This window comes from Paragemmobacter amnigenus, assembly GCF_009908265.2.
In the GTDB taxonomy this organism is placed as follows: Bacteria; Pseudomonadota; Alphaproteobacteria; order Rhodobacterales; family Rhodobacteraceae; genus Paragemmobacter; species Paragemmobacter amnigenus.
Genome location: NZ_JAAATX020000006.1, coordinates 264298 through 285898 on the forward strand (window position 1 = coordinate 264298; position 21601 = coordinate 285898).

The 21601-nt window shown below is 68.2% G+C and carries 24 protein-coding genes; 12 read left to right on the top strand and 12 right to left on the bottom strand.

Features of this window, described 5'->3' with window-relative positions:
• Positions 1-40: 40 nt before the first annotated feature.
• Both GU927_RS10585 and GU927_RS10590 read left to right on the top strand, forming a co-directional pair.
• A complete protein-coding gene (locus tag GU927_RS10585; protein ID WP_161762402.1) occupies positions 41-643 on the top strand; it encodes a L,D-transpeptidase in 603 nt (200 codons plus the stop codon).
• Between the two features lie 145 nt (positions 644-788).
• Complete coding sequence (locus tag GU927_RS10590; RefSeq protein WP_023663741.1) at positions 789-968, top strand: hypothetical protein; 180 nt, start codon at positions 789-791, stop codon at positions 966-968.
• A gap of 95 nt (positions 969-1063) precedes the next feature.
• Here the strand turns inward: GU927_RS10590 and hemH are convergent, their stop codons facing one another.
• On the bottom strand, positions 1064-2116 hold the full coding sequence (gene hemH / locus GU927_RS10595; RefSeq protein WP_217765592.1) for a ferrochelatase: 1053 nt from the start codon (positions 2114-2116) through the stop codon (positions 1064-1066).
• Positions 2117-2228: 112 nt separating this feature from the next.
• Entirely contained in the window at positions 2229-3056 is an 828-nt protein-coding gene (locus tag GU927_RS10600; RefSeq protein WP_161762404.1) for an SAM-dependent methyltransferase, read from the bottom strand.
• Positions 3057-3087: 31 nt separating this feature from the next.
• Between GU927_RS10600 and GU927_RS10605 the strand changes: the two genes are divergently transcribed.
• The 5 genes from GU927_RS10605 (at position 3088) to GU927_RS10625 (ending at position 6472) form a co-directional block, all read left to right on the top strand.
• On the top strand, positions 3088-3813 hold the full coding sequence (locus GU927_RS10605; RefSeq protein ID WP_232489187.1) for a double zinc ribbon domain-containing protein: 726 nt from the start codon (positions 3088-3090) through the stop codon (positions 3811-3813).
• A 39-nt stretch (positions 3814-3852) separates the two neighbouring features.
• Positions 3853-4107, top strand: coding sequence for a glutaredoxin 3 (gene grxC / locus GU927_RS10610; RefSeq protein ID WP_161762405.1), 255 nt, complete (start codon positions 3853-3855; stop codon positions 4105-4107).
• Complete coding sequence (locus GU927_RS10615; protein WP_161762446.1) at positions 4107-4943, top strand: carbon-nitrogen hydrolase family protein; 837 nt, start codon at positions 4107-4109, stop codon at positions 4941-4943. Before grxC ends, GU927_RS10615 begins: the two co-directional genes overlap by 1 nt.
• Complete coding sequence (locus tag GU927_RS10620; protein WP_161762406.1) at positions 4940-5386, top strand: MarR family winged helix-turn-helix transcriptional regulator; 447 nt, start codon at positions 4940-4942, stop codon at positions 5384-5386. The genes GU927_RS10615 and GU927_RS10620 overlap by 4 nt, the downstream gene beginning before the upstream one ends.
• A gap of 249 nt (positions 5387-5635) precedes the next feature.
• Positions 5636-6472, top strand: coding sequence for a YihY/virulence factor BrkB family protein (locus tag GU927_RS10625; RefSeq protein ID WP_161762407.1), 837 nt, complete (start codon positions 5636-5638; stop codon positions 6470-6472).
• Here GU927_RS10625 and GU927_RS10630 read toward each other — a convergent pair.
• The 3 genes from GU927_RS10630 to rbfA form a co-directional block, all read right to left on the bottom strand.
• Complete coding sequence (locus GU927_RS10630; RefSeq protein ID WP_161762408.1) at positions 6466-9975, bottom strand: translocation/assembly module TamB domain-containing protein; 3510 nt, start codon at positions 9973-9975, stop codon at positions 6466-6468. The two genes, GU927_RS10625 and GU927_RS10630, sit on opposite strands and share 7 nt — an antisense overlap.
• Positions 9975-11732, bottom strand: coding sequence for an autotransporter assembly complex protein TamA (locus tag GU927_RS10635; RefSeq protein ID WP_161762409.1), 1758 nt, complete (start codon positions 11730-11732; stop codon positions 9975-9977). The genes GU927_RS10630 and GU927_RS10635 overlap by 1 nt, the downstream gene beginning before the upstream one ends.
• Before the next feature lie 180 nt (positions 11733-11912).
• A complete protein-coding gene (gene rbfA / locus GU927_RS10640; RefSeq protein WP_217765593.1) occupies positions 11913-12335 on the bottom strand; it encodes a 30S ribosome-binding factor RbfA in 423 nt (140 codons plus the stop codon).
• Positions 12336-12432: 97 nt separating this feature from the next.
• Here rbfA and dapB point away from each other — a divergent pair, with 97 nt between their 5' ends.
• Entirely contained in the window at positions 12433-13242 is an 810-nt protein-coding gene (gene dapB / locus GU927_RS10645; protein WP_161762410.1) for a 4-hydroxy-tetrahydrodipicolinate reductase, read from the top strand.
• Positions 13243-13355: 113 nt separating this feature from the next.
• Entirely contained in the window at positions 13356-13721 is a 366-nt protein-coding gene (locus tag GU927_RS10650; protein WP_161762411.1) for a dihydrodipicolinate reductase, read from the top strand.
• Between the two features lie 124 nt (positions 13722-13845).
• Here GU927_RS10650 and GU927_RS10655 read toward each other — a convergent pair whose 3' ends face one another.
• Entirely contained in the window at positions 13846-14034 is a 189-nt protein-coding gene (locus tag GU927_RS10655; protein WP_161762412.1) for a DUF1674 domain-containing protein, read from the bottom strand.
• Between the two features lie 65 nt (positions 14035-14099).
• On the opposite strand from GU927_RS10655, the gene GU927_RS10660 reads away from it, so the two are divergent.
• Positions 14100-15350, top strand: coding sequence for an RsmB/NOP family class I SAM-dependent RNA methyltransferase (locus tag GU927_RS10660; RefSeq protein WP_161762413.1), 1251 nt, complete (start codon positions 14100-14102; stop codon positions 15348-15350).
• Between the two features lie 52 nt (positions 15351-15402).
• On the opposite strand, the gene GU927_RS10665 is transcribed toward GU927_RS10660, so the two are convergent.
• From GU927_RS10665 to GU927_RS10685, 5 genes are read right to left on the bottom strand one after another with little or no spacing between them, the layout of a single operon-like run.
• Entirely contained in the window at positions 15403-16140 is a 738-nt protein-coding gene (locus GU927_RS10665) for an SDR family NAD(P)-dependent oxidoreductase (RefSeq protein ID WP_161762414.1), read from the bottom strand.
• Positions 16137-16697, bottom strand: a complete 561-nt coding sequence (locus GU927_RS10670) for a DUF3833 domain-containing protein (RefSeq protein ID WP_161762415.1) — start codon at positions 16695-16697, stop codon at positions 16137-16139. Before GU927_RS10670 ends, GU927_RS10665 begins: the two co-directional genes overlap by 4 nt.
• A gap of 1 nt (position 16698) precedes the next feature.
• Positions 16699-17958, bottom strand: a complete 1260-nt coding sequence (locus GU927_RS10675; RefSeq protein WP_161762416.1) for an MFS transporter — start codon at positions 17956-17958, stop codon at positions 16699-16701.
• Positions 17955-18707, bottom strand: coding sequence for a DUF1365 domain-containing protein (locus tag GU927_RS10680; protein WP_161762417.1), 753 nt, complete (start codon positions 18705-18707; stop codon positions 17955-17957). The genes GU927_RS10675 and GU927_RS10680 overlap by 4 nt, the downstream gene beginning before the upstream one ends.
• Entirely contained in the window at positions 18704-19999 is a 1296-nt protein-coding gene (locus GU927_RS10685; RefSeq protein ID WP_161762418.1) for an NAD(P)/FAD-dependent oxidoreductase, read from the bottom strand. Before GU927_RS10685 ends, GU927_RS10680 begins: the two co-directional genes overlap by 4 nt.
• Before the next feature lie 239 nt (positions 20000-20238).
• Here GU927_RS10685 and GU927_RS10690 point away from each other — a divergent pair, with 239 nt between their 5' ends.
• Together GU927_RS10690 and GU927_RS10695 are read left to right on the top strand one after the other, a co-directional pair.
• Positions 20239-20814 carry a sigma-70 family RNA polymerase sigma factor gene (locus GU927_RS10690; protein WP_161762448.1) on the top strand — a complete coding sequence of 192 codons (576 nt, stop codon included), beginning with the start codon at positions 20239-20241 and terminating at the stop codon, positions 20812-20814.
• 14 nt (positions 20815-20828) lie between these two features.
• Complete coding sequence (locus GU927_RS10695; RefSeq protein ID WP_161762419.1) at positions 20829-21473, top strand: ChrR family anti-sigma-E factor; 645 nt, start codon at positions 20829-20831, stop codon at positions 21471-21473.
• On the opposite strand, the gene GU927_RS20685 is transcribed toward GU927_RS10695, so the two are convergent.
• A partial coding sequence (locus GU927_RS20685; protein ID WP_161762420.1) for an integrase core domain-containing protein occupies positions 21470-21601 on the bottom strand: 132 nt, incomplete at its 5' end. The two genes, GU927_RS10695 and GU927_RS20685, sit on opposite strands and share 4 nt — an antisense overlap.

Sequence of the window (21601 nt, forward strand, 5' to 3'; positions counted from 1 at the left end):
TAAACGCAGCGTCAAAACACGCAAAAGAAGGGGCAAGCAGATGTCTGCAGACCGCAAGTTCGGGCTGGATCGCCGCCATTTCGTCGCCGGTGCCGCCGCCGCCATGGGCGCCGCCGCCTTTCCGGCCTTCGGCTTCGAAGGATCGACCGAGATTCTGCCGGGCGCGTCGAGTTCCGTCCGCAACAATGCCTCCAGCTTCCGGATGCTGGACTGGCAGGATTACTTCGAGAACACCCGCAAGGGTGCGATCCTCGCCGACCTCACCTCGCGCGCGCTGCATTTCTGGTCCGAGGACCAGTCGATCTATCGCCTATACCCCACCTCTGTGCCGCTGTCCGAAGATCTGACCCGCCGCGGCCGGACCGAAGTGGTGCAAAAGGTCGAAAACCCGACCTGGCGCCCGACCGCATCGATGAAAGCCCGCAATCCCGACTGGCCCGATGTCGTCGAAGGGGGCGCGCCGGACAATCCGCTGGGGGTGCGCGCGCTGTATCTGGGCTGGCCCGCCTATCGGATCCACGGCACGCATGACACCCGAAAGATCGGGCGGCGGTCGTCGAACGGCTGTGTGGGGCTTTATAACGAGCACATTCTCGAATTGTACGAACTGGCGCAAGTTGGCACGCAGGTGTTGCTAATTTGACGAAAAGCGCTGGAACGGCGCGTTTGTCGCTTGCTGCAAGTTGCAATCCGCGGGCGTTGCTGTTTAAGAGAAGCCACGAGGTATATCTTGGGTGCATGTCGTCGCCTCTGCAACATCCGTCGGCATGCAATAACTGGAGGTTAACATGAAGAAACTCGCGCTCGCTGCCGCTCTGACGGTTGCCGCCTCGACCGCTTTCGCTGGCGGCATGGCTGAACCGGTGATGGAACCGGAAGTTGTCGAAGCGAACACGTCGTCGTCGGCTGGCGGCATCGTTGTTCCGCTGCTGCTCCTGCTGGTCATCGCGGCTGCTGCCTCGAACTGATCTCTGGATCACGTATCAGGAAAGGGTCGGTGGAATTTTCCACCGACCCTTTTCTTTTGCCCGAAGCGTGACGTGTCACCCCGCAGAGCGGGCCTTCAGGCCCAGCCCGCCAGATTTTCCCCGATCACCTGCACCAGCGCGTCGATATGCGCCGCATCGACGTTCAGGCAGGGGATGTAGGTGAACTCCTCGCCGCCCGCGTGCTCGAACGCCTCGCGGATTTCGCCGTTGATCTCTTCCAGCGTCTCGATGCAATCCGCCGAAAAGGCGGGCGCGATCACCGCGATGCGCTTCTTCCCCTGCTTGGCCAGTTCGGCCACATGCTCGACCGTATAGGGGCGCAGCCATTCCTCGGGGCCGAAGACGGACTGGAAGGTCGTGTCGATCGACCCCTTCTCCCACCCCAGCCGTTCCCGCAGCAGGCGCGAGGTCTTGGCGCATTGGCAATGGTAGGGGTCGCCCTGCATCAGATAGCGCTTCGGCATACCGTGATAGGACGCGACCAGAACGTCGGGCTTGTGATCCAGCGCGGCATAGGCCCGCTCGACCGACTGTGCCAATGCCTCGATATAGGCGGGATGGTCGAAATATTCCGGCACCGTCCGCACTGCGGGCTGGCGCTTTTCCTTCATCAGCGCGCGGAAGAACTGGTCATTCGCCGTGGCGGACGTCGCCCCCGCGTAATGCGGATACAGCGGGAAGAACAACACCTTCTCGCAGCCCGCCTCGACCATGGCGCGCACCTTCGACTCGGTAGACGGGTTGCCATAGCGCATGCAGAAATCGACCATGATCCCGTCGCCATAACGCGCCGCGATCCCGTCGGCGATCTTGCGCGTCTGGTCCTTGGTGATCGTCAGAAGCGGGCTTTCGTTCAGATCGTGGTTCCAGATCAGCTTGTAATTCGCCCCCGACGAAAAGGGGCGCTTGGACAGGATCACCAGTTGCAGCAGCGGCTGCCAGATCCAGGCCGAATAGTCGACCACCCGCTTGTCCGACAGAAACTCGTTCAGATAGCGCCGCATCGACCAGTAGTCGTAATTGTCCGGCGTCCCGAGGTTGGCCAGCAGCACCCCGATCTTCGCCTTGCGCACCGGCGGATGGTCCGCGGGCGCATGGGCCAGACGCCCCTCGCCCGGCCGGATCATCGCCGCATCATGCCCCGTCACGGCACCCTGCATCGAAGCCTTGGCATCCAGCATCGCGGTTCCCTTTAATTCCTTGATTGTTGGGCGGGACATATAGGCTTATCCGCCGGGGTCAACCATTCCTGTCGCGGTCGGGCAGGCGCAATTCGTCCGTGCCCAGCGCATCGGCCAATCTTTGGGCTGCCGAACCCGGCCGCAGCGGCTTTTGCTGGCTGTCATCGGGCGCCCATCCCGTCAGGCAGATAATCTCGAACGTGGCGCGCAACCGGCCATCCGGCCCCGCGTGATGGGCCGCGTAAAGCTCCGCCGCGCGGGCAAAGACCGCCCGTCGTGTGGGCCGCCGCAGCCGAGCGGCCAGCGCGTTGCCCTCGCCCATCGCCCGCAGGTCGTGCAGCAGCGCGGCGAAATCGCCGTAAGTCACCGTTTTCGTGAAGCTGTCCGCCACCGGCAGCGCGAACCCCGCCCGCTGCAGCAGCGCGCCCAACTCGCGGATCTCGCCCATGGGAAGCACGCGCGGCGACAGCCCCCCCGTCACCTCGGCCTCGGCCTGCGCCAGACAGGCGCGCAATTCGGCCAGCGTCTGCCCGCCGAACAGGAACCCCAGAAACAGCCCGTCCGCCCGCAGCGCGCGGCGGCACTGCACCAGTTGGCCCACCGGATCGTTCGCCCAATGCAGCGCCAGCATGTGGATCACCAGATCGTGACCGCCAACGGCAAGGTCAAGCACATCGCAATCCCCCGCCACCGCCATCGCAGGCAGCGGCCACTGCGCCGGAAAACCGGTCACCACCGCAGGCGACGTAAACGTCCTGTTAACCTCTGCCAGTCTCTCCTCGACCTCGGCCACCACCTCGTCATGCAGGAACAGCGCATCGGGTTTTGCCCGCGCGCGGTTGCGGGTCAGGGCGGGGCGGTCGGTCAGGATCGGCGGTGTCTGCATGGCGCGGACCTTGGGACGAAGGACAGGCGAAATGCAATCCCCGGCGACGGCCCTGCTGCACATGCTCTACCCGCCGCAATGCGTGTCCTGCGGCGAGATGGTGGAGGGCGACTTCTCGCTCTGCCCCGCCTGCTGGCGGAACACGCCTTTCATCGGCGGCCTTGTCTGCGACAGTTGCGGCACCCCCCTGCCCGGTGACGATACCGGCCCCGTGCATTGCGACGACTGTCTCAGGCTTGCGCGGCCATGGACACGGGGGCGGGCGGCTTTCCTTTACCGTGACAGGGCGCGCGACCTTGTCCTCGCGCTCAAGCATGGCGACCGCAGCGATCTGGCCCGCCCCGCCGCGCGCTGGCTGCACCGCGCGGCGGGGCCCCTGCTCGGCCCGCAGACGCTGGTGACACCCGTGCCGCTGCACTGGCTGCGCCTCTTGCGGCGGCGCTACAACCAGTCGGCGCTGCTGTCGGCCGGGCTGGCGCGTCTGGCGGGGCTGGAGCATTGCCCCGACCTTCTGGTCCGCACCCGCCGCACCCCGCCGCAGGACCACAAGGACCGCGACGCCCGCTTCCGCAACCTGACCGGCGCGATTCGCGCCCATCCCCGCCGCCTGCACCTGCTGCAGGGCCGCGACATCCTGCTGGTGGATGATGTGATGACCAGCGGCGCCACCCTTGCCGCCGCCGCCGAAGCCTGCCTTGCCGCAGGCGCAAGGCAGGTATCCGTTGCCGTGCTGGCCCGCGTTGCGAAGGATGCCTAAATCCCTATAGTTCCGCCAACCGCGCGAAGGATAGGCCCCGTGAAACCCGTCGAGATCTACACCACCCCCATCTGCCCCTATTGCCATGCCGCCAAGCGGCTGCTGGCAAAGAAGGGCGTCCCCTTCACCGAAATCGACGTCAGCCGCGACCCCGCGCTGCGCGACGCCATGACCGCCCGCGCCCATGGCCGCCGCACCGTGCCGCAGATCTTCATCGGCCAGACCCATGTCGGCGGCTGCGACGACCTGCACGAGCTGGACGCCGCAGGCAAACTCGACCCGCTGCTCGCATGATCCGCGCGGGGCTGGTGCAACTGACCGTCACCGACGATCCGGCAGCCAACCTGCCGGAGACCGTCGCGCTCGTACGTGCGGCGGTGGCGGGCGGGGCGGGGTTCGTCCTGACGCCGGAATGCACCAACGCGCTCGGCTCCGACCGCGCCCGCCTGCGCGCGGCGCTGCACCGCGAGGAGGACGACCCCACCCTCGCAGCCCTGCGGGACGAGGCGGCACGCGCGGGCATCTGGCTACTCGTCGGCTCGCTGGGCCTGCTGACCGGTGATGCGGATGGCCGCTTTGCCAACCGCTCGTTCCTCATCGCGCCGGACGGGTCCATCGCGGCGCGCTATGACAAGATCCACATGTTCGACGTGAACGTGTCCGAAACCGAGGTCTACCGCGAATCCGCAGGCTACCGCCCCGGCAACCGCGCCGTTCTGGCGCAGACACCCTTTGCCACGCTGGGCCTGACCGTCTGCTACGATGTCCGCTTCCCCCATCTTTACCGCCGCCTTGCCCAAGGCGGCGCGCAGATCATCACCGTCCCCGCCGCCTTCAACCACATCACCGGCGCGGCGCATTGGGAAACCCTGCTCCGCGCCCGCGCGATCGAGACGGGCTGCTTCATCCTCGCCCCCGCCCAGACCGGCTTCCATGCCGAAACCGAAGGCAAGGGCCGCCGCACCCATGGCCATTCCCTCGCCATCGCGCCCTGGGGCGAAATCCTTGCCGATGCGGGCACCGACCCGGGCGTCACCTTCGCCGACCTCGACCTCGATCAGGTCGCCAAGGCCCGCGCCCGCATCCCCTCGCTCTTGCACGACCGCGACTTCACGGGGCCCGACCCATGAAAGCGCCCGAAAAGACCGAAGACATCGCCGTCGCCCTGTTCGGAGAGCTGTTCATGGCCGACCAGCTCGCCCGCAACCGCATCTCCAAGGTGCTGCCCAAGGGGATGGAGCTGTCGCATTTCTCGGTCCTCAACCACCTCGCCCGCGTGAATGACGAACGCACCCCCGCCCAGCTTGCCCGCGCCTTCCACGTCACGCGCGGGGCGATGACCAACACGTTGGGCCGTCTGGAATGGGCGGGCCACATCCACATCCGCCCCGACTGGGACGACGCGCGCCGCAAATTCGTGGCGATAAGCCCGTCAGGCCGCGCCGCCCGCGACGCCGCGGTGCAGGCCGTGGCCCCCCTCATCGCCGAAGTGGTGCAGGCGCTGGGCGCGGACAGGGTGCGCGCCGTGCTGCCCGTGCTGCGCGAGATGCGGACGCGGCTCGAGGGCGAATAGGGCCAAATCCTGATCGGGTCCAAGGCGCAAGGCGGGGTGAAAGGTGCCGGTGGCACGTTTCACCCCGCCGCCGGTAGGGACGCGCATGATCCGCCGGGGCGGGCGCCTCTGGCGCACGACCCGTGGGGGCGGGTCGTGCGCGGCCCGTGGCTTTGGGCCACGGGCCGGAACCAACCGTCGCGCGGGATGTCGGGCGGGCAAGACCACCCGCCGATTGCCCCGCCCCCCATCCCCCCATACACTCCCCCCATGCGCCTGCCCAACATCCCCGTCATCCTGCGCGACCTCTGGCACCTCTCGGACGAGCGGGAACTTGACCTCATCGCCGCGGGCATCGCCTTTTACGGCTTCCTCGCCCTATTTCCCGCCGCCGCCGCCGTCATCGCCATCTGGGGCTTCTTCGCCGATGCCACCCTGATCCGGCAGGAATTGCTGCTGGCCAAGGACTATCTGCCCGAAGACGCCTACATCCTGATCTCGGACCAGATCGAGTCCCTGCTGGCGCTGCAATCCGACAGCCTCGGCCTTGCCACCTTCATCTCGCTTTTCCTCGCGCTCTGGACGGCGCGCGCCTCCATCGCGGCGCTGATGCGGGGGCTGAACGCCATCCACGGCCTGCCCAACCGCGCCAGCCACTGGCACCACCTGCGCGCGATCCTTCTGACCTTCGTCCTTGTCGGCCTTGCCATCGCGGCGCTGATGGCGGCGGTCGTCGGGCCGCTCATCCTCAACTTCTTTCCGCTGGGCGCCTTTGCCACGATCGCGCTGGAGGTGGTGCAGCTTCTCATCAGCCTGATGATCGTGGTGATCGGCGTCGCGCTGGTCTACCGGCTTGGCCTGAACCGGCAGATCCGCCACCCGCTCTTCACCCGCGGCATCCTTGTCGCCGTGGTGATCTGGGTCGCGGCCTCGCGCGGGCTGGTCGTCTATCTGGCCAATTTCGACACCTACAACCGCGTCTACGGCTCTATCGGTGCGGTGGCGGCGCTGCTTGTCTGGCTTTACCTGTCGGGCTACGCGATCCTTCTGGGCGCTGCCGTCGATGCCTCGCGCGCGCGGCGCAGGGCCGAAGGGCTGCTTCAGTAATCCCGCTCGAAGAAGATCCCCAGCCCCGTCTCGCCCGATGATCCGGTCCGCGCCCGCACGGTGACCGATTCGCTGATGTCGAGGTTCAGGTTGATCTGGCTCTGCCCCTGATCATCCACCTCGACCTCGGTATAGACATTTTCGGACAGGTATTTCCCCGCCCGCACCGTGGCGCCGCCCTCGGCCCCCGTCTGCACATCCAGATCGTCCAGCCCGAATCCCTGCCGCAACCGCCCGACGATGCCCACGCCCCCGCGCCCCGCCAGCGTCGCCACCGCATTGGCCAGTTGCGCCGCCTGAAGGGCTGACAGAGTCTCGATCCCCCGTCCGAACAGCAGGCGCGACAGCACCTCTTCCTCGGGCAGTTCGGGGTTCGAGGTGAAGGTCACCACCGGCTCGGTCGCAGGCCCGTCGATCCGCACGAAACTCGTCACCCCGTCGCTCTCGTTCGAGGCCGCGACCGAGAGCATCGGCACGAAGTTACCCTCCAGCGCCAGCGTCGCCTCGCCCAGCTCCAGCCGCTTGCCAAGGATGTCCAGCCGCCCGCGGATCAGGCTGAACGACCCCGACGGCACCACCGCCGCCGTCGTCCCGCCCAGCCGCAGGGTGCCGCCCAGTTCCGCATCCAGCCCGCGCCCGCGCACATAGATCTGCGACGGCGCCGATATCGTCAGGTCCAGCGCAAGGGGCCGCGCCGCCGTCCGGCCCCCCGCCGCATCGCCGCCCAGCATCCCCGCCCGCGCCCGCGTCGCCCGCACCTCGCGCGGTTCGTTCACATGGCGCAGGTCAGGCAGGTCCGCCGACCCGCCCAGCCCGGTCGAGGGGATCTGCACCTCGGTCCCCGCTAGGACGATCTGCCCGCCCACCGTGCCACCGTCGGCCAGCGGCCCGCGCACCGTCACCTCGCCATTGGCGGTCGTCTCGAACAGGTTGGGGTCGCGCAGAACGGCATTCTGCAAGCCAAGCCGCAGGTCCGCAGCAAAAGGCGCGGCCAGCCCGACCGACCCGCCGAAACTGACCCCGCCGCCGCTGGTCAGCGCCGCACCGCCCGTCACCTGCGCCCGCCCGCCCGACAGGTCTGCCGTCACATCCAGACCCTGCAGCGCGAAAAAGACCGAAGGGTCCGAGAACCGCCCCCCCGACAGCGACACCCGCCCCGAGAGAGAGGAGAGCGCGAAAGGCCCGCGCAGGCCCAGATCGAACCGCACCGGCCCCGAGATCAGCCGCCCCGACAGGAAGGCATTGGCCAGCCCCGCCTGCGCCGTGCCGGTCACCCGCAGGTCAACGCCCGCTCCATCCCACGCAAGGGCGCCTGCAATGCGCGTGTCGATGCCCCCCGGTCCCGTCGCGCGCAGGTCCAGATCATAGCCCGCCGCCCGTTCACCGGCCGTGCCCGAAACGGTCACCGGACCCGGAAACTCGGGCAGCAGCAGCCCCAGATTGGCCAGCCGCGCCGAAACATCCAGCGCCGCAGGATCGCCATCGGCTGACAGCGTCACCTGCGGATTGCCCAGACGCAGCGCATTCACCCGCATCGCGCCGCCCTCCAGCGACAGGTCCACCGCAAGCGTGGTCTCGCCCCGCAACAGCCTGTCCGCCTCGGCCTGCCCGACGCCCAGATCGCGCGCGCGCCCGTCCAGCGTGACGCGCATCGCCTCGGGCGCGCCGTCCATCCGCAGCGTGCCCGACACCCCGCCGCGCAGCCCGCCGCCCAGCACCGACAGGTCGCGGAAATCCACCGTCGCCCCGATGCCCACCTGCCCGCTGGTCACCATGCCCGACGCCCGCGCCTGCAAGGTTCCGGCCGAAACCGACAGATCGCGCAGCACCGTCCCCTCGGGCGTGCGCGCCGCCGAAAGCCCGATCCGCGCCTGCCCCCGCAACAGCGCATCCGCCTGCGCCTGCGCCACGGTCACGTCCTGCCCCGCCACTTCGGCCACCAGATCGAAGGCACCCGTCAGCGGGCTCGCCCCGCCCGTCACCGTCATTTCCGCCGCGCCGCCCAAAGGCCGCCCGACCAGCGCCGACAGCCGCCCCAGATCAGCCATCCGCGCTACGGCAGACCCTGAAACCGTCAGCGCCGCATCCAGCCCCTCGACCACCGCGCGCCCGTCCAGACCGTAATCCGCACCCCGCAGGGCGATGCGCGGCAGGCGCAGACCCGCGCCCCCCTCCTGCCAGGCCAGAATCACCTGACCCGACACATCGCGCCCCAGCGCCGCCGCCACGCCTGCATCCGCCGGCACCACGCCTTCGCCCGCGAAATCCAGCGTTGCGCCCAGATGCGACCGCCCGTCCCGCCGCCAGATGCGCCCCGACCCCTCCAGCACCAGACGCTCGGCCACAAGCCCTGTCCGCTCCAGCCCCGTGACGGTCAGATCGCCCGACCACCCCTCGCCCCGCGTCCGGTCATAGGCCAGATCCAGCACGACCGACCGCACACGCGTGCGGTCCTCGCCCGACAGCGGCAGCAGGACCGGCGCGCCGTCCGGCAGACCGATCCGCCCCTGCACCGCGAAATCCAGCGGCAACCCGTCCGCCGCCAGCACCATCCGACCCGACAGGTCCACCGCCTGTGCATCCAGTGTGAAATCCCGCAGCCGCACCACCCCTTCGGGCGATGTGTCGCCACGGGCCTGCAGCGCGATGCGGTCCCCGAAGAAGGCCGCATAATCCGGCAGCCACAGCGGCGCGAGATCCCCCGCAAGGTTCACCACGAACCCCCGCGTCCCGTCCTCGGACCCCAGCAGTTCCACGGTTCCCGCCAGCCGCTCCTGCCCGTCTGTCTGCAACCCGACCGTGGCAAGGAAATCGGTGACGGGCCCCGTCCCCTGCACCGCCAGCCGCGCCGAAGGGGCACCCGGTATCCCCAGCTTGCGGACGGCAAGGCCACCCGCAGCCTCTTCTGCCAGCAGGTCCACGACCAGTTGCCCCGTCTCATTGGCGAAGGAGGCCGTCAGGTCCAGCTTTCCCGCAGGCCCGTCATCCAGCCGCTCCAGCAGAACATCCGCCGACCCCTCGCCCCCCGCAAGCCGCCCCGACGCCTCCAGCCGCCCTTCCAGCGCCTCGCCCAGCACGGCCTCGCCCAGTTCGATCCGGTCGGCCGCCAGCCGCCCGATGCTGACGCTCACCGGCAGGTCGGGCAGGGCAAAGCTGCCCGCCTCGGCCGAAGGTCCGCTTTCCCCCGTGTCTGGCAGGCGGTCCAGCACGATCCGCTCTGCCGACAGTTCGGACACATCCACCACCCCGCGCAGCAGGGCGGAGCGGCTCCAGTCCAGCACCACGCCGTCCAGCGTGATCCAGACCCCCGCATCATCGGCAATCGTGATCCGCTCGATCGTCGCCCGCGACGACAGCGCGCCCTCGAAACCGGTGATCACCACGGAACGCCCCGCGCCCGACAGGTTGTCCTCCAGAAGGGCGGTCAAATAGCCGCGGTCATCCTCCTGCGCGGCGGCGCCGAGCGGCAGACAACACAGCGCAAGGGCGGGCAGGACACGCATCAGAAGGCCTGCCCCAGCCCGACATAGATCTGCACGCCATCCCCCGTGTTACCCCCGACCGGCGTCGCCACATCCAGCCGGATCGGCCCGAACCCCGTGTCATAGCGCAGCCCCAGACCCGCGCCGGAATGCCAGTCGCCGGAATTGCCGAACCCGCCCACATCGATCCGCCCGACATCGTAGAAGCCCACGATCCCGATCCGGTCCGTCACCCTTGCCCGCGCCTCCATCTGCGCGCCAAGGAAATGCGTCCCGCCGATCCTCGAATCGATCAGCCCCCGTGTCAGCAGAACCCCCAGCGACTGGTAGGGCTGCCCCCGCACCGTGCCGCCGCCGCCGCTGTAGAACAGATCGTCGCGCGGCGTATCCAGCAGCGCCGACCCCGTCACCGCCCCCGCCTGCACCCGCCCCGCCAGAACAAAGCGGTCCTCGGCCCCCAGCCCCAGATAGCCCCGCGCATCCAGCGTGCTGCGCGTCCCGCTGCCCGTGGTGCCAAAGCCGAAAAAGGGCTTCACCTCGGCCTCCAGATACCAGCCCGCCGTCGCGTCGGTCTTGTCGTTGCGCCGGTCCCAAGTCACGCCGACGGGGATCGAGACGTTGCGGAACAGGAACCCGCTCACCCTGTCGCGCCCTTCGGCATATTCGTAATCCAGCCCGATCCGCCCCGTCAGCGCATCGGTGAAATAATGCGTGGCGGTCAGCCCGACGGTCGCGACATCCGCCTGATAATCCTCTTCGTCCAGATGCCCCAACTCGGCCGCGATCCCCACCGTCGTATCGGGGGTGAAGGTCGCGGGCCGCTCCAGCGACACACCCAGCGTGTAATCCACCCCGCTCGACTGCGCGCCCAGATTGGCAACCTCGCCATCCACGCGCAGCCGCTCGGCCCCGCCCAGCAGGTTGCGGTGCAGCCAGTAGCCGGTCAGCGACAGCCCCTCGAAACTGGCGATCTCGCCCCCGAAACTGAACCGGCGCGGCTTTTCCTCGACCACGGTCGCGGTGACCGACAGCAGGTCGGGCGGCATGATCCCCTCGGCCTCGGTCATGGTGACAGACCGGAACACCCCTGTCCGCCGCAACCGGTTCGCCGCGCGGTCCAGCTCCTCGGGCGAAAAGACCTCGCCCTCGGGCAGACCGGCGATCTTGATGACCCGCGCCTCGCGCATCCGCGCCTCGCCCGTCACCGTCAGCGGGCCGAAGCGCAGCCGCGGTCCGGGGTCCAGCGCGATGCGCGCGGCCAGCGTGGCATCGGCATGGTTCGCCGTCACCTCCTGCCCCGAAACCGCGGCCTTGGCATGGCCCGCGCTGCGCCACCCCCCGACCCCCGCCACCGCCGCCTCGCGCACCACGCCCGACAGCGCGGGCCGCCCCGCCGCGAACCCCTCGGGCAGCACGGTCCCGCGCGCCAGCGGGCCGATCCGCGCCTCGGACAGGCGGAAGGCCGGGCCGGGATCGACGCGCACCGTCACCACATCGATCCGCGACGGCGCATCCAGCGGTGCGATCCCTGCCGCCTCGCGCCCGTCGATCAGGATGTTGATGACGCCGGAATAATGCCCCGCGGCATAAAGCGCACCCAGAAGCTTGCCGTAATCCGCCCGCGCCACGGCAAACAGGTCCTGCGCGTCCTCCTGCCCGTCCAGTTCCGATGTCACCAGAAGCGATGCAGCGCGCAGCGCCGCCGTCAGGTCCCCGTCACCGCCCGCCACCGCAAAATCCAGCCGCTCCAGGGCCGCAGCCTGCCCCGCCACCGACATCAGTGCCGCGCAGGACAGGCCCCGCAGTCCATTCCGGATGCGACGAAGCGATGGCCGGGATAGAACAGGCAGCAAAACAACCTCCGGTGCGGGTATTAAGGACTATTGCAACTCCCCAAACCCCGCGCAATCGCAACGGTTGCATGACCGCCGGATTCCGCCTGCCGCACAAGGGGCGGGCTATTCGCCGGAGCCGTCTTCGTCCTTCGCCTCGATGTCGCGGCGCACCGTCTCGTCCGAAAACAGACGCCGCGTCTCGTCCAGACGGTCAAAGGTCTCGTCAGGGCGGAAACGCAGGTCGGGCGCGTATTTCAGCGTCATCTCCGCCCCCAGCCGCCGCCGCAATTCGTGCTTGTTGCGGGCAAGCGCGGCAATCGCCTCGTCGACCGACACAGACCCCATCAGCGGCATCACATAGACCGTCGCCACCTTCAGGTCCGGCGAACAGGACACCTCGCCCACGGTAATGGACATGCGGTTCAGGTCGGGATCGTGGATCTCGGCACGGTTCAGCACATCCGACAGCGTGCGGCGGATCAGTTCACCGACACGCAGCTGGCGTTGCGAAGGGCCATTGCCCGAGGAAAAGCGTTTGCTGGACATTGCCCCCACATAGGCCCTTTGCGCGCCCCCCGCAACGGCGGGCTTTCGCCACGCGCCATCAGCCGCTAAACGGGCGGCAGAGCAGATGGGGGCAGACATGGCCGATCTTCCGGGAATCGTGGTGACGGGCGCGTCGGGGCGCATGGGGCAGATGCTGGTGCGGACCATCGCCGCCTCGGACAAGGCCCGCCTCGTGGGCTGCGTGGAACGCGCGGGCCACGGCTGGATCGGCCGCGACGTGGGCGAGGCGATGGGGGGCGCGCCGCTGGGCGTGGCCGTCACCGACGACCCGCTGGAAGCCTTTGCCCGCGCGCAGGCGGTGATCGACTTCACCGCCCCCGCCGCCACGGTGGACTTCGCCGCGCTGGCCGCACAGGCCCGCGCCGTCCACGTCATCGGCACCACGGGGCTGGAGGCCGCGCATCTGGCGAAGATCGACGCCGCCGCCCGCCACGCCGTCGTGGTCCGCGCGGGGAACATGAGCCTTGGCGTGAACCTGCTGGTCCGCCTGACGCAGAAGATCGCCGCCGCGCTGGACGAGGACTGGGATGTCGAGATCGTCGAGGCACATCACCGCATGAAGGTCGATGCGCCCTCGGGCACCGCCTTGATGCTGGGCCAGGCCGCCGCCGACGGGCGGGGCGTGCCGCTGGAGGGGGCCATGGAATCGGGCCGCCACGGCATCACGGGCGCGCGCAAGCGGGGGGCGATCGGCTTTTCCGCCGTGCGCGGGGGCGACATCGTGGGCGAACATGACGTGATCTTCGCCGCCGATGGCGAACGCGTCGTGCTGCGCCACATCGCCACCGACCGCGCGATCTTTGCCCGCGGCGCCCTGCGCGCGGCGCTCTGGGGTCAGGGGCAAAAGCCCGGGCAGTACGACATGATGGATGTCCTCGGCCTCTGACCGCGCGAGGAACGGCCCGTCCTATCCTGAAATTGACTGGTCAATGTCATCGGATATTTAATCCGATAGCACGACTCTGCCGTATGACTTCAGCTTCCCGGGAGGCTTTCGCCATGTTGCACACAGTCCTGACCACCGCCCTTCTGTCGCTGATCGCGCTTCCTGCCGCTGCCGAAAGCTTTTCGCGCATCAGCGACCGCGACGATTTCCTGCAAACCGTGCAGGGCCGCGAATTGCGGCTCGGCATGTTCGGGATCGCGCTTCAGGTGGAACCCGACGGCGATATCCGCGGCCGCGCGCTGGGTTGGGATGTGACGGGCAAGTGGGAATGGCAGGACGGCTATTTCTGCCGCGAGATGGACTGGTCGGGCTATCCCATCCCCAAGAACTGCCAGCTGGTCGAGGCGCGCGGGGACGAGGAGATCCGCTTCACCGTCGACCGCGGCACGGGCGACAGCGCGTCGTTCAAGCTGCGCTAGAGAAAATTCTTCTGCGAAGAATTTTCGCGTCGATCTTTCTGCGAAAGATCGGCACCTCGCACGACCCGAACTTTCGCCAGAAAGTTCGCCTGCAGGAATTTTCGCCAGAAAATTCCTGCCCCGCTCAGAAGTCGATCGCCAGACCCTTCTTCTCCCAGTCGCCATAGCGCACGGGTTCCGGCCCGTCGCGCCCGCCCAGCTCGGGCGGCAGCTCCTGCGCCTTGGCGGCCTTGCGGCGCTCCTCGGCCTCGGCCAGCGCGCGCAGGGCGGCGGGGGGAAGATCGGGGCGGGGCGGCTGGGGCGTGTCGGTCATGCAGAGGGTTCCTTGTGCCTGCCGCTTGATATACGCCCGGAGGCAGGCGGAACAAGGGTGACGACATGGCGGCAGAGGGTTTGGCGGCACGGGCGGCGGCAGTCGGCCTGTTGGGTGCCGTTCTGGGCGAAGGCCGGCTGATGGCGCAGGTGGTGGCCGATCCGCAGGGTCCGCTGGCGGGTCTGACCCCCGCCGACCGCGCCCGCGCCCAGCGCCTGACGCTGGCCGTGCTGCGCCATGTGGAACAGGCCGACCGCGTGCTGAACCCGCATCTGCGCAAATCCCCCCCGCGCCTTGTGCGCGACGCGCTGCGCCTTGCCGTGGTCGAAATCGCCCAAGGCGCGCCCGCGCATGGCGCTGTGAATGCCGCGGTCGAGATCGTCCGCCGGGGCAAGCGCACGGGGGCGATGGCCGGACTGACCAATGCCGTGCTCCGCAAGGTGCCGGAAGCCCCCTTTGCCGGCCTTCCCCCCCAGCGCCTGCCGCGCTGGCTGCGCCAGCCGCTGGTCCACAGCTATGGGCGCGACATCGTCTCGGCGATCGAGGCGGTGCAGGCGCAGACGCCCCCGCTCGACCTGACCACCCGCGACGGGGCAGAGGCACCGGACGGAACGCGCCTGCCCACCGGCACCCTGCGGCTGGAGGAAAAGGGGCAGGTCTCGGCCCTTGCCGGATATGAGGCGGGGGGCTGGTGGGTGCAGGATGCCGCCGCCGCCCTGCCCGCGCGCCTTTTGCAGCCGCAGGCGGGCGAGCGTATCCTCGACCTCTGCGCCGCGCCGGGGGGAAAGACGCTGCAACTTGCCGCCGCGGGGGCGCATGTCACCGCGCTCGACCTGTCGGGGCCGCGCATGGAACGGCTGCGCGAGAACCTCGCGCGCTGCGGATTGCGGGCGGATGTCGTGGTGGCCGACGCGCTGGACTGGCAGCCCGACGCACCCTTCGACGCGGTGCTGCTGGACGCGCCCTGTTCGGCCACCGGCACGATCCGCCGCCACCCCGACCTGCCCTTCGTCAAGGATGGCAGCGACCTCCCCGCGCTGGTCGCGCTTCAGGCGCGGCTCCTCGACCGCGCGCTGGGGTTCCTGAAACCGGGCGGGCGGATCGTCTTTGCCACCTGCTCGCTTTTGCCGGAGGAGGGCGATGGGCAACTGACCGCCGCCCTGGCCCGCCATCCGCATCTGCGGGTGGAGCGGCCTGTGCTCGAAGGGATCGACGCGGCATGGTGGACGCCGCAGGGCGGGGTGCGTCTGCGGCCCGACCTCTGGGCGGACCGGGGCGGGATGGACGGGTTCTTCATGGCGCGGCTTGGCGTCTGAAAGACAAAATCCTTCGAAGGATTTTGCAAATTTCTTCGAAGAAATTTGACGCTCACCTCGGCGCGAAAAGCCGGTAATAGGCCCAGTCGGGCAGGAATTGCGACAGCCGGAACACCCAGGCGAAGGGCACCGGAAAGCTGTTCGAGAAGCGGTCGCCCGTCATATGCTCGAACATCACCTGCGCTGCCTGCGCGGGTTCCATGATCTGGGGCATGCGAAAATCGTTCTTGTCGGTCAGCCGCGTGCGGATGAAGCCCGGATTGCACAGCTGCACATCCACCCCCGACCCGCGCAGGTCGCAATACATCGACTCGGCCAGCGACATGGTCCCCGCCTTGGACGCGCAATAGCCCACCGCGCCGGGCAGGCCGCGGAACCCCGACAGCGACCCCGTGATCACCACATGCCCCCGTCCGCGCGCCACCATCCCCGGCACCACCGCGCCCATCACCCGTGCGCAGCCCGTCAGGTTGATGTCACACATCGCCTCGACCGCGTCGGCATCCCAGTCCTGCGCCCTCATCGGCCAGTAGACGCCCGCCAGAAACACCACCCCGTCGATCTGCCCCGCCTGTTCCGCCGCCGCCCGCACCGACGCGGTCGAGGCGACATCGACCGGCAGCGCGATCGCCCGCCCCGGCATCAGCGCCACCGCCTCGGCCAGCTTGTCGGGCGAACGGGCCGACAGGATCACCTCGGCCCCCGCCGCCGACAGCCGCCGCGCCAGCGACAGGCCCAGCCCCTCGGACGCGCCGACCAGCCAATAGCGTTTGCCCGCGAACTCCCTCATGCCGGAACCCGCCGCATGGTGGCGACCAGCTCGGCCACGGTGATGCCGAATTTGGTGAACTGGCTGCGGTTCATGATCGTGCCGTTCTCCATCAGATACATCCAGTCCGTCACGTCCAGCACATGCCCCCCCGCATCGGCATCCAGCCGGATGCGGTAGTTCAGCAGAACCCCCGCCCCCTCGGCCCGCCCCGCGCCGGGGCCCACCACATCATCCGCCTCGGCGCGGATGGTGCCGTCATTGGACAGGAACAGCCGCCATTCGCGGTCCTGCATCCGGCCGGAATCATAGCGGAACCTTTCGCGCAGAACGCCGGAATTGCCGTCCCAGACGCCCTCCATCTCGGCCACGAAACGCGAGGCGATGCGGCCGGTCGGGCCGTAGATCACCCCTTCGCACAGGATCGGACCCGACAGATGCGTCCGCAGGTCCAGCACGGGACCCTTTCCCGCCAGATCGGACGGCCGCTGAGTGCGAAAGCCCACGAAGCGGGATTTCATGGCCACCAGAACCAGCGTGATCACCACACCAAGCAGCAGCGAGAACAGGGGAGTCATGTCAGACCTCCGAAACCGTTGTGACAGCCAAAAGCGCGACCGCCAGCACCTTCAGCGCGCAGGGAACCAGCGCATAAAGGGCAGATAGCGCAGCCAGCGCAGAAGGCGCGTTTTCCGCGCCGGGAACGAAACCCGCCGCCTGCAACGCAGGCAGCAGCACCGCCGCCGCCAGCGCCAGCGACAGCTTCGACACAAAGGACCAAAGGCCGAAGGCCGCCCCCTCGCCCCCCTGCCCCAGTTCGCCCAGACGGCGGGCGAACAGCGAGGGCAGCAGCACCATATCCGCCCCCAGCGCCGCGCCCGAGGCCAGACAGATCACCGCAAAGGCCACCGTATCCCCCGCCCCCAGTGTCGCCGCCCAGAGGAACGAGGCGATGGCCAGCACCATCCCCGCCAGCAGCACCCGCTTGGCCCCGAACCGCTGCGCCGCGCGGGACCAGACCGGCGTCGAAACCGCCGCCGCAAGGAAGAACAGCAGCAAAAGCGGCCCCTCCATGCCCGCCGCGCCAAGGCGGCTTTCGACAAAGAACAGGAACAGGGTCGAGGTGACGGCCACCGGCGCGGCATTCAGCAGCGCGATCAGCAACAGCCGCCGCGCCAGCGGGTCGGCCAGCGCGGGGCGGAACAGGTCCAGCGGATTGCCCCCGGTGCCGCCCGTCCCCGCCCATTCGCCGCGCATCGCCAGAACCGCCACCACGGCCAGCGCCGCAAAGCCCGCCGCAAAGCCCGCAAAGGGCGCCCCCATCCACACGCCCAGCGCCACGGGTGCCACGGCGGCGACACAGACCCCCGCCAGCGACCCGCCCTCGCGCCAGCCTGCCAGCCGCAGATGCCCCTTCGGACCCAGCGTCGCCGCCTTGCCCACGCCTTCGGCATAGAAGCAGATCGTCAGAAAGGAAAAGGCCGTGAACAGCGCCGACAGCGTGACCGCGAACCACCACAGCGGCGCGATCGGCGGCGCGACCGCGAACAGCCCCAGCATCGCCGCCGCCATCACCCCTGCCGCGACCGCCACCCACAGCCCGCGCCGCGCGCGGCCAGCCTCGGCCAGCCAGCCCAGAACGGGGTCCTGCACCACATCGAACAGCCGCAGAAGCGCCAGCACACCGCCCAGCGCGGCCAGCGTGACGCCGTATTCGTCGACATAGAATTTCGGGGCATGGATATAGATGGGCAGGCCCGCCATGGCGATCAGGGCGGCGAACAGGCTCCACCCCGCCAGCCCTGCCCGGGGCGCGATTGCAGGCAGGGCGGCAGTCATCGGGTGACTTCCTGCGGCGGCGGCGTGGGCCGGTTGCGGAACTTCACGCCCTTCAGCGCCAGTTTCAGCGCCTGCCAATGGATCAGCGCCAGCACGCGGCGGCTGCCAAGCGGGCGGCGCACGGCGGCCTTCAGGATTTCCCCGTCGGTCAGCGGCACGCGCGGGCCGATCAGGTTGGTGTAAAGCCCGCCATCCTGTGACGTGTAGTCGATCCACACCCCGATCCGGTCAGGCCGGATGTCGAAGCGGAAGGCATACCCCCCCTCCAGCGGCTGGAAGGGCGAAACGTGGAAGATCTTGCGCGCAAGGATCGTGTCGGTCCGCGTGATGGGTCCGTGATCGTCGCGGAAACACAGATAGGAATGGCGGTCGCCATAGGTGTTGGACACCTCGGCGATCACCGTGCGCAGGTGGCCCAGATGGTCATGGCACAGCCAGAAACTGACGGGGTTGAACACATGGCCCAGCACGCGCGGCTGGCCCAGCAGCAGGATCTCGTCCGAACCCGGCAGGTCATGCGCCGCCAGCACCTCGCGTACCCATGCCGTGCCGCGCCCCTTGCCCGGCGCGCCGCCGTAATCGGCATCATGCACCGCCGTCACGTTGCGCCGGTTGCGCGAGAAAAGCGTCGGCCCCTGCGCCCGATCCGGGTTCAGCAGGACATAATCCACCGAATAGCGGAAGCTGTTGGCGATGGCCCCCTTCCGCCCGTGGAAGGTCTCGCCCCGGATCAGATCGACGTCCTTCATGCCGCAAGCTGCCTTTCCCGAGCGCCCGAGCGCATCGCCTCGACCACATCCACCGCCGAGGCAAACCCGTCCTCGTGAAACCCGTTCCGCATCCATGCGCCCGCGAACCACGTGTTCAGCGTGCCGTTCATCGCGCGAATGGTCCCCTGCGCCTCCAGCGCGGCCAGATCGTAGACGGGATGGTCGAAGGTGACCATGTCATCGATCAGTTCCTCGCGGATACCGCCGTTGGAATTCAGCGTGACAAAGATCGGGTCGTCCTGCGGGATGGGTTGCAGCGAGTTCATCCAGTAGGTCAGGTCGATCTTGCCGCGCGCGCCGCCCTTGGGTTCGCAATAGACCCAGGACGACCAGCACTTGCGGTTCTTCGGCATGACCGACGGGTCGCGGTGCAGGATGGCGTGGTTGGGCTGATAGCGCACCGCGCCCAGCGCGGCCTTTTCCGCGGGCGTCGGATCGGCCAGCAGCGACAGCGTCACATCGGAATGGGTGGCAAAGACCACCTCGTCGAAACCTTCCCATTCCCCGCCGAAGCAGCGGATCATGACACCACCCGCCTCGCGCTTGACCCCCGCGACGGCGGCGCCCAGCCGGATATCCACCCCGCGCGACTCCAGCGACGCCTGCAACCGGCGCACATATTCCACCGACCCGCCCTTCACCGTGTACCACTGGTGCTGCCCCTCGAAATCCATCAGCCGGTGATTCTCGAAGAACCGCACGAGGGCGTGGGCCGGAAAGTCGAGGATGCCCATCGTCGGCGTCGACCAGATCGCGCCCGAGAAGGGGGTGATGTAGTAATCGCGGAACCAGTCGCCGGTCCCCAGCGCCGCCAAGAGGTCACGGATCGTCATGCCGGGCTTCACCACGGTCGAGGCATGCTTGTTGAACCGCATGATGTCGGTCAGCATCCCCAGAAAGCGCGGCGAGATCATGTTCTTGCGCTGCGCGAAGATCACGTCCAGCGAGGCAAGGCCGTATTCCACCCGCCCGCCATCCAGCGAGGCGCCAAAGCTCATGCTGCTTTCGACATAGGGCACGTCCAGCCTGTCGAACATCTTCAGCAGATGGGGATAGTTCACCTTGTTGAAGACGATAAAGCCCGTATCCACCGGCTGGTCGCCCCGCTTGCCCGCCACGACGGTCCGCGCATGGCCACCCAGACGGCCCTCGGCCTCGAACAGGACGACGGTCTGGTCGTCGGCCAGAAGATGGGCTGCGGCCATGCCGGAGATGCCCCCCCCGATGACAGCGATACGACGGGGAACGGCACCAAGGGTCTCGAACGGCATGAAGGGGGTCACTCCTGTTGGTCTTTGATTGCTTGTACGCGAAAGCGAAGGGTTTGGATCAACGTGTAAATTTTTTTGGACAGATGAAACTTGACATGTCTCTTTCGCGTATCATTTCGCAGCCTGTGTGTGATCCATCGGGCGTTCTGGGGCGTAAGACCCCCATGATGTTCGATGCACGGCAGGCCGAAAAAACGGATGCGCCATCGTCCGCGCAGCAATATGCTGCGCCGGAACAAATGGTTAGACGCCGGAAGGATGGCCCCGTCGTGCAGGCGGATGATGTTGAGACGGATTGGGCGGCGCTCGTGCTTCGGGTGCGCGACCATCAGGACAAAGCGGCTTTTGCCGCATTGTTCAGGCATTTCGCCCCGCGGGTGAAAGCCTTCCTGATGAAGTCGGGCGCAGATGCCACGCTGGCCGAGGAATGTGCGCAGGATGTCATGGCAACGCTGTGGCAGAAGGCGAACCTTTTCGATCCGGCCCGCGCCTCTGTGGCGACCTGGGTTTTCACCATCGCCCGCAATCGCCGGATCGACGCGCTTCGCAAGGCGCGCCGGCCCGAACCCGAAGAACTGCCCTGGGGGCCGGAGCCTGAACCCGATCAGGCCGAGGCGCTTGAGTCGCAGCAGGAAACAGACCGGCTGGGTGCCGCGCTTGCCCAGCTGCCCGACAAGCAGCGCGCCTTGATCGAACGGGCCTTCTACGGCGACCTCTCGCACAGTGAGATTGCCGCCGAAACGGGCCTTCCCCTGGGAACGATCAAGTCCCGGATAAGATTGGCGCTGGACCGATTGCGCCAGCAGATGAGTTGAAGGCGAGACGACGGATGACCATCAGGCACCACCTTTCGGACCAGTTGTTGATGGCCTACGCGGCAGGCGAACTGTCCGAGGCGTTCAATCTGGTCGTGGCGACCCACGTATCGCTCTGCGATGACTGCCGCGCGCAACTCGCCTCGTTCGAGGCGGTGGGCGGCGCGATGATCGAAACCACCGATGGGGCCGAGATGTCCGAGGCCAGCCTCGCCGCCTGTCTTGACCGCATCAGCGGCCTGTCGCAGGCCACCGCGCGCCAGCCGATCCGCCGCGCAGGCATCTTCCCCGCCCCGCTGGCCGATTACATCGGCGGCGGCGTGGACCGGGTGAAGTGGCGCAATCTGGGCATGGGCGTGCGTCAGGCGATCATCCCGACCTCCAAGGATGCCTCTGCCCGCCTGCTCTATATCCCCGGCGGTCAGGCCGTGCCGGACCATGGCCACCGCGGGCTGGAACTGACGCTGGTGCTGCAAGGCGCCTTCCGCGATGAAACCGACCGCTTCGGTCCCGGCGACATCGAAATCGCGGACGAGGCGATGCAGCACACCCCCGTGGCCGAGGAAGGCGAGGTCTGCATCTGCCTTGCCGCCACCGATGCGCCGCTGAAATTCAACGCGATCATCCCGCGTCTGGCCCAGCCCTTCCTGCGGATCTAGATGTGAGTTCTCAGAAGGTCATTCACCCTTGCGATTGGCGGGAGGCCGCCCAGTGCAGAATGTGGTCGTGACTGGTTGAACCAGTCAAGCCAGCGCGTGAGGTCGGCGTTTCGCGCTGCTGATGTTGG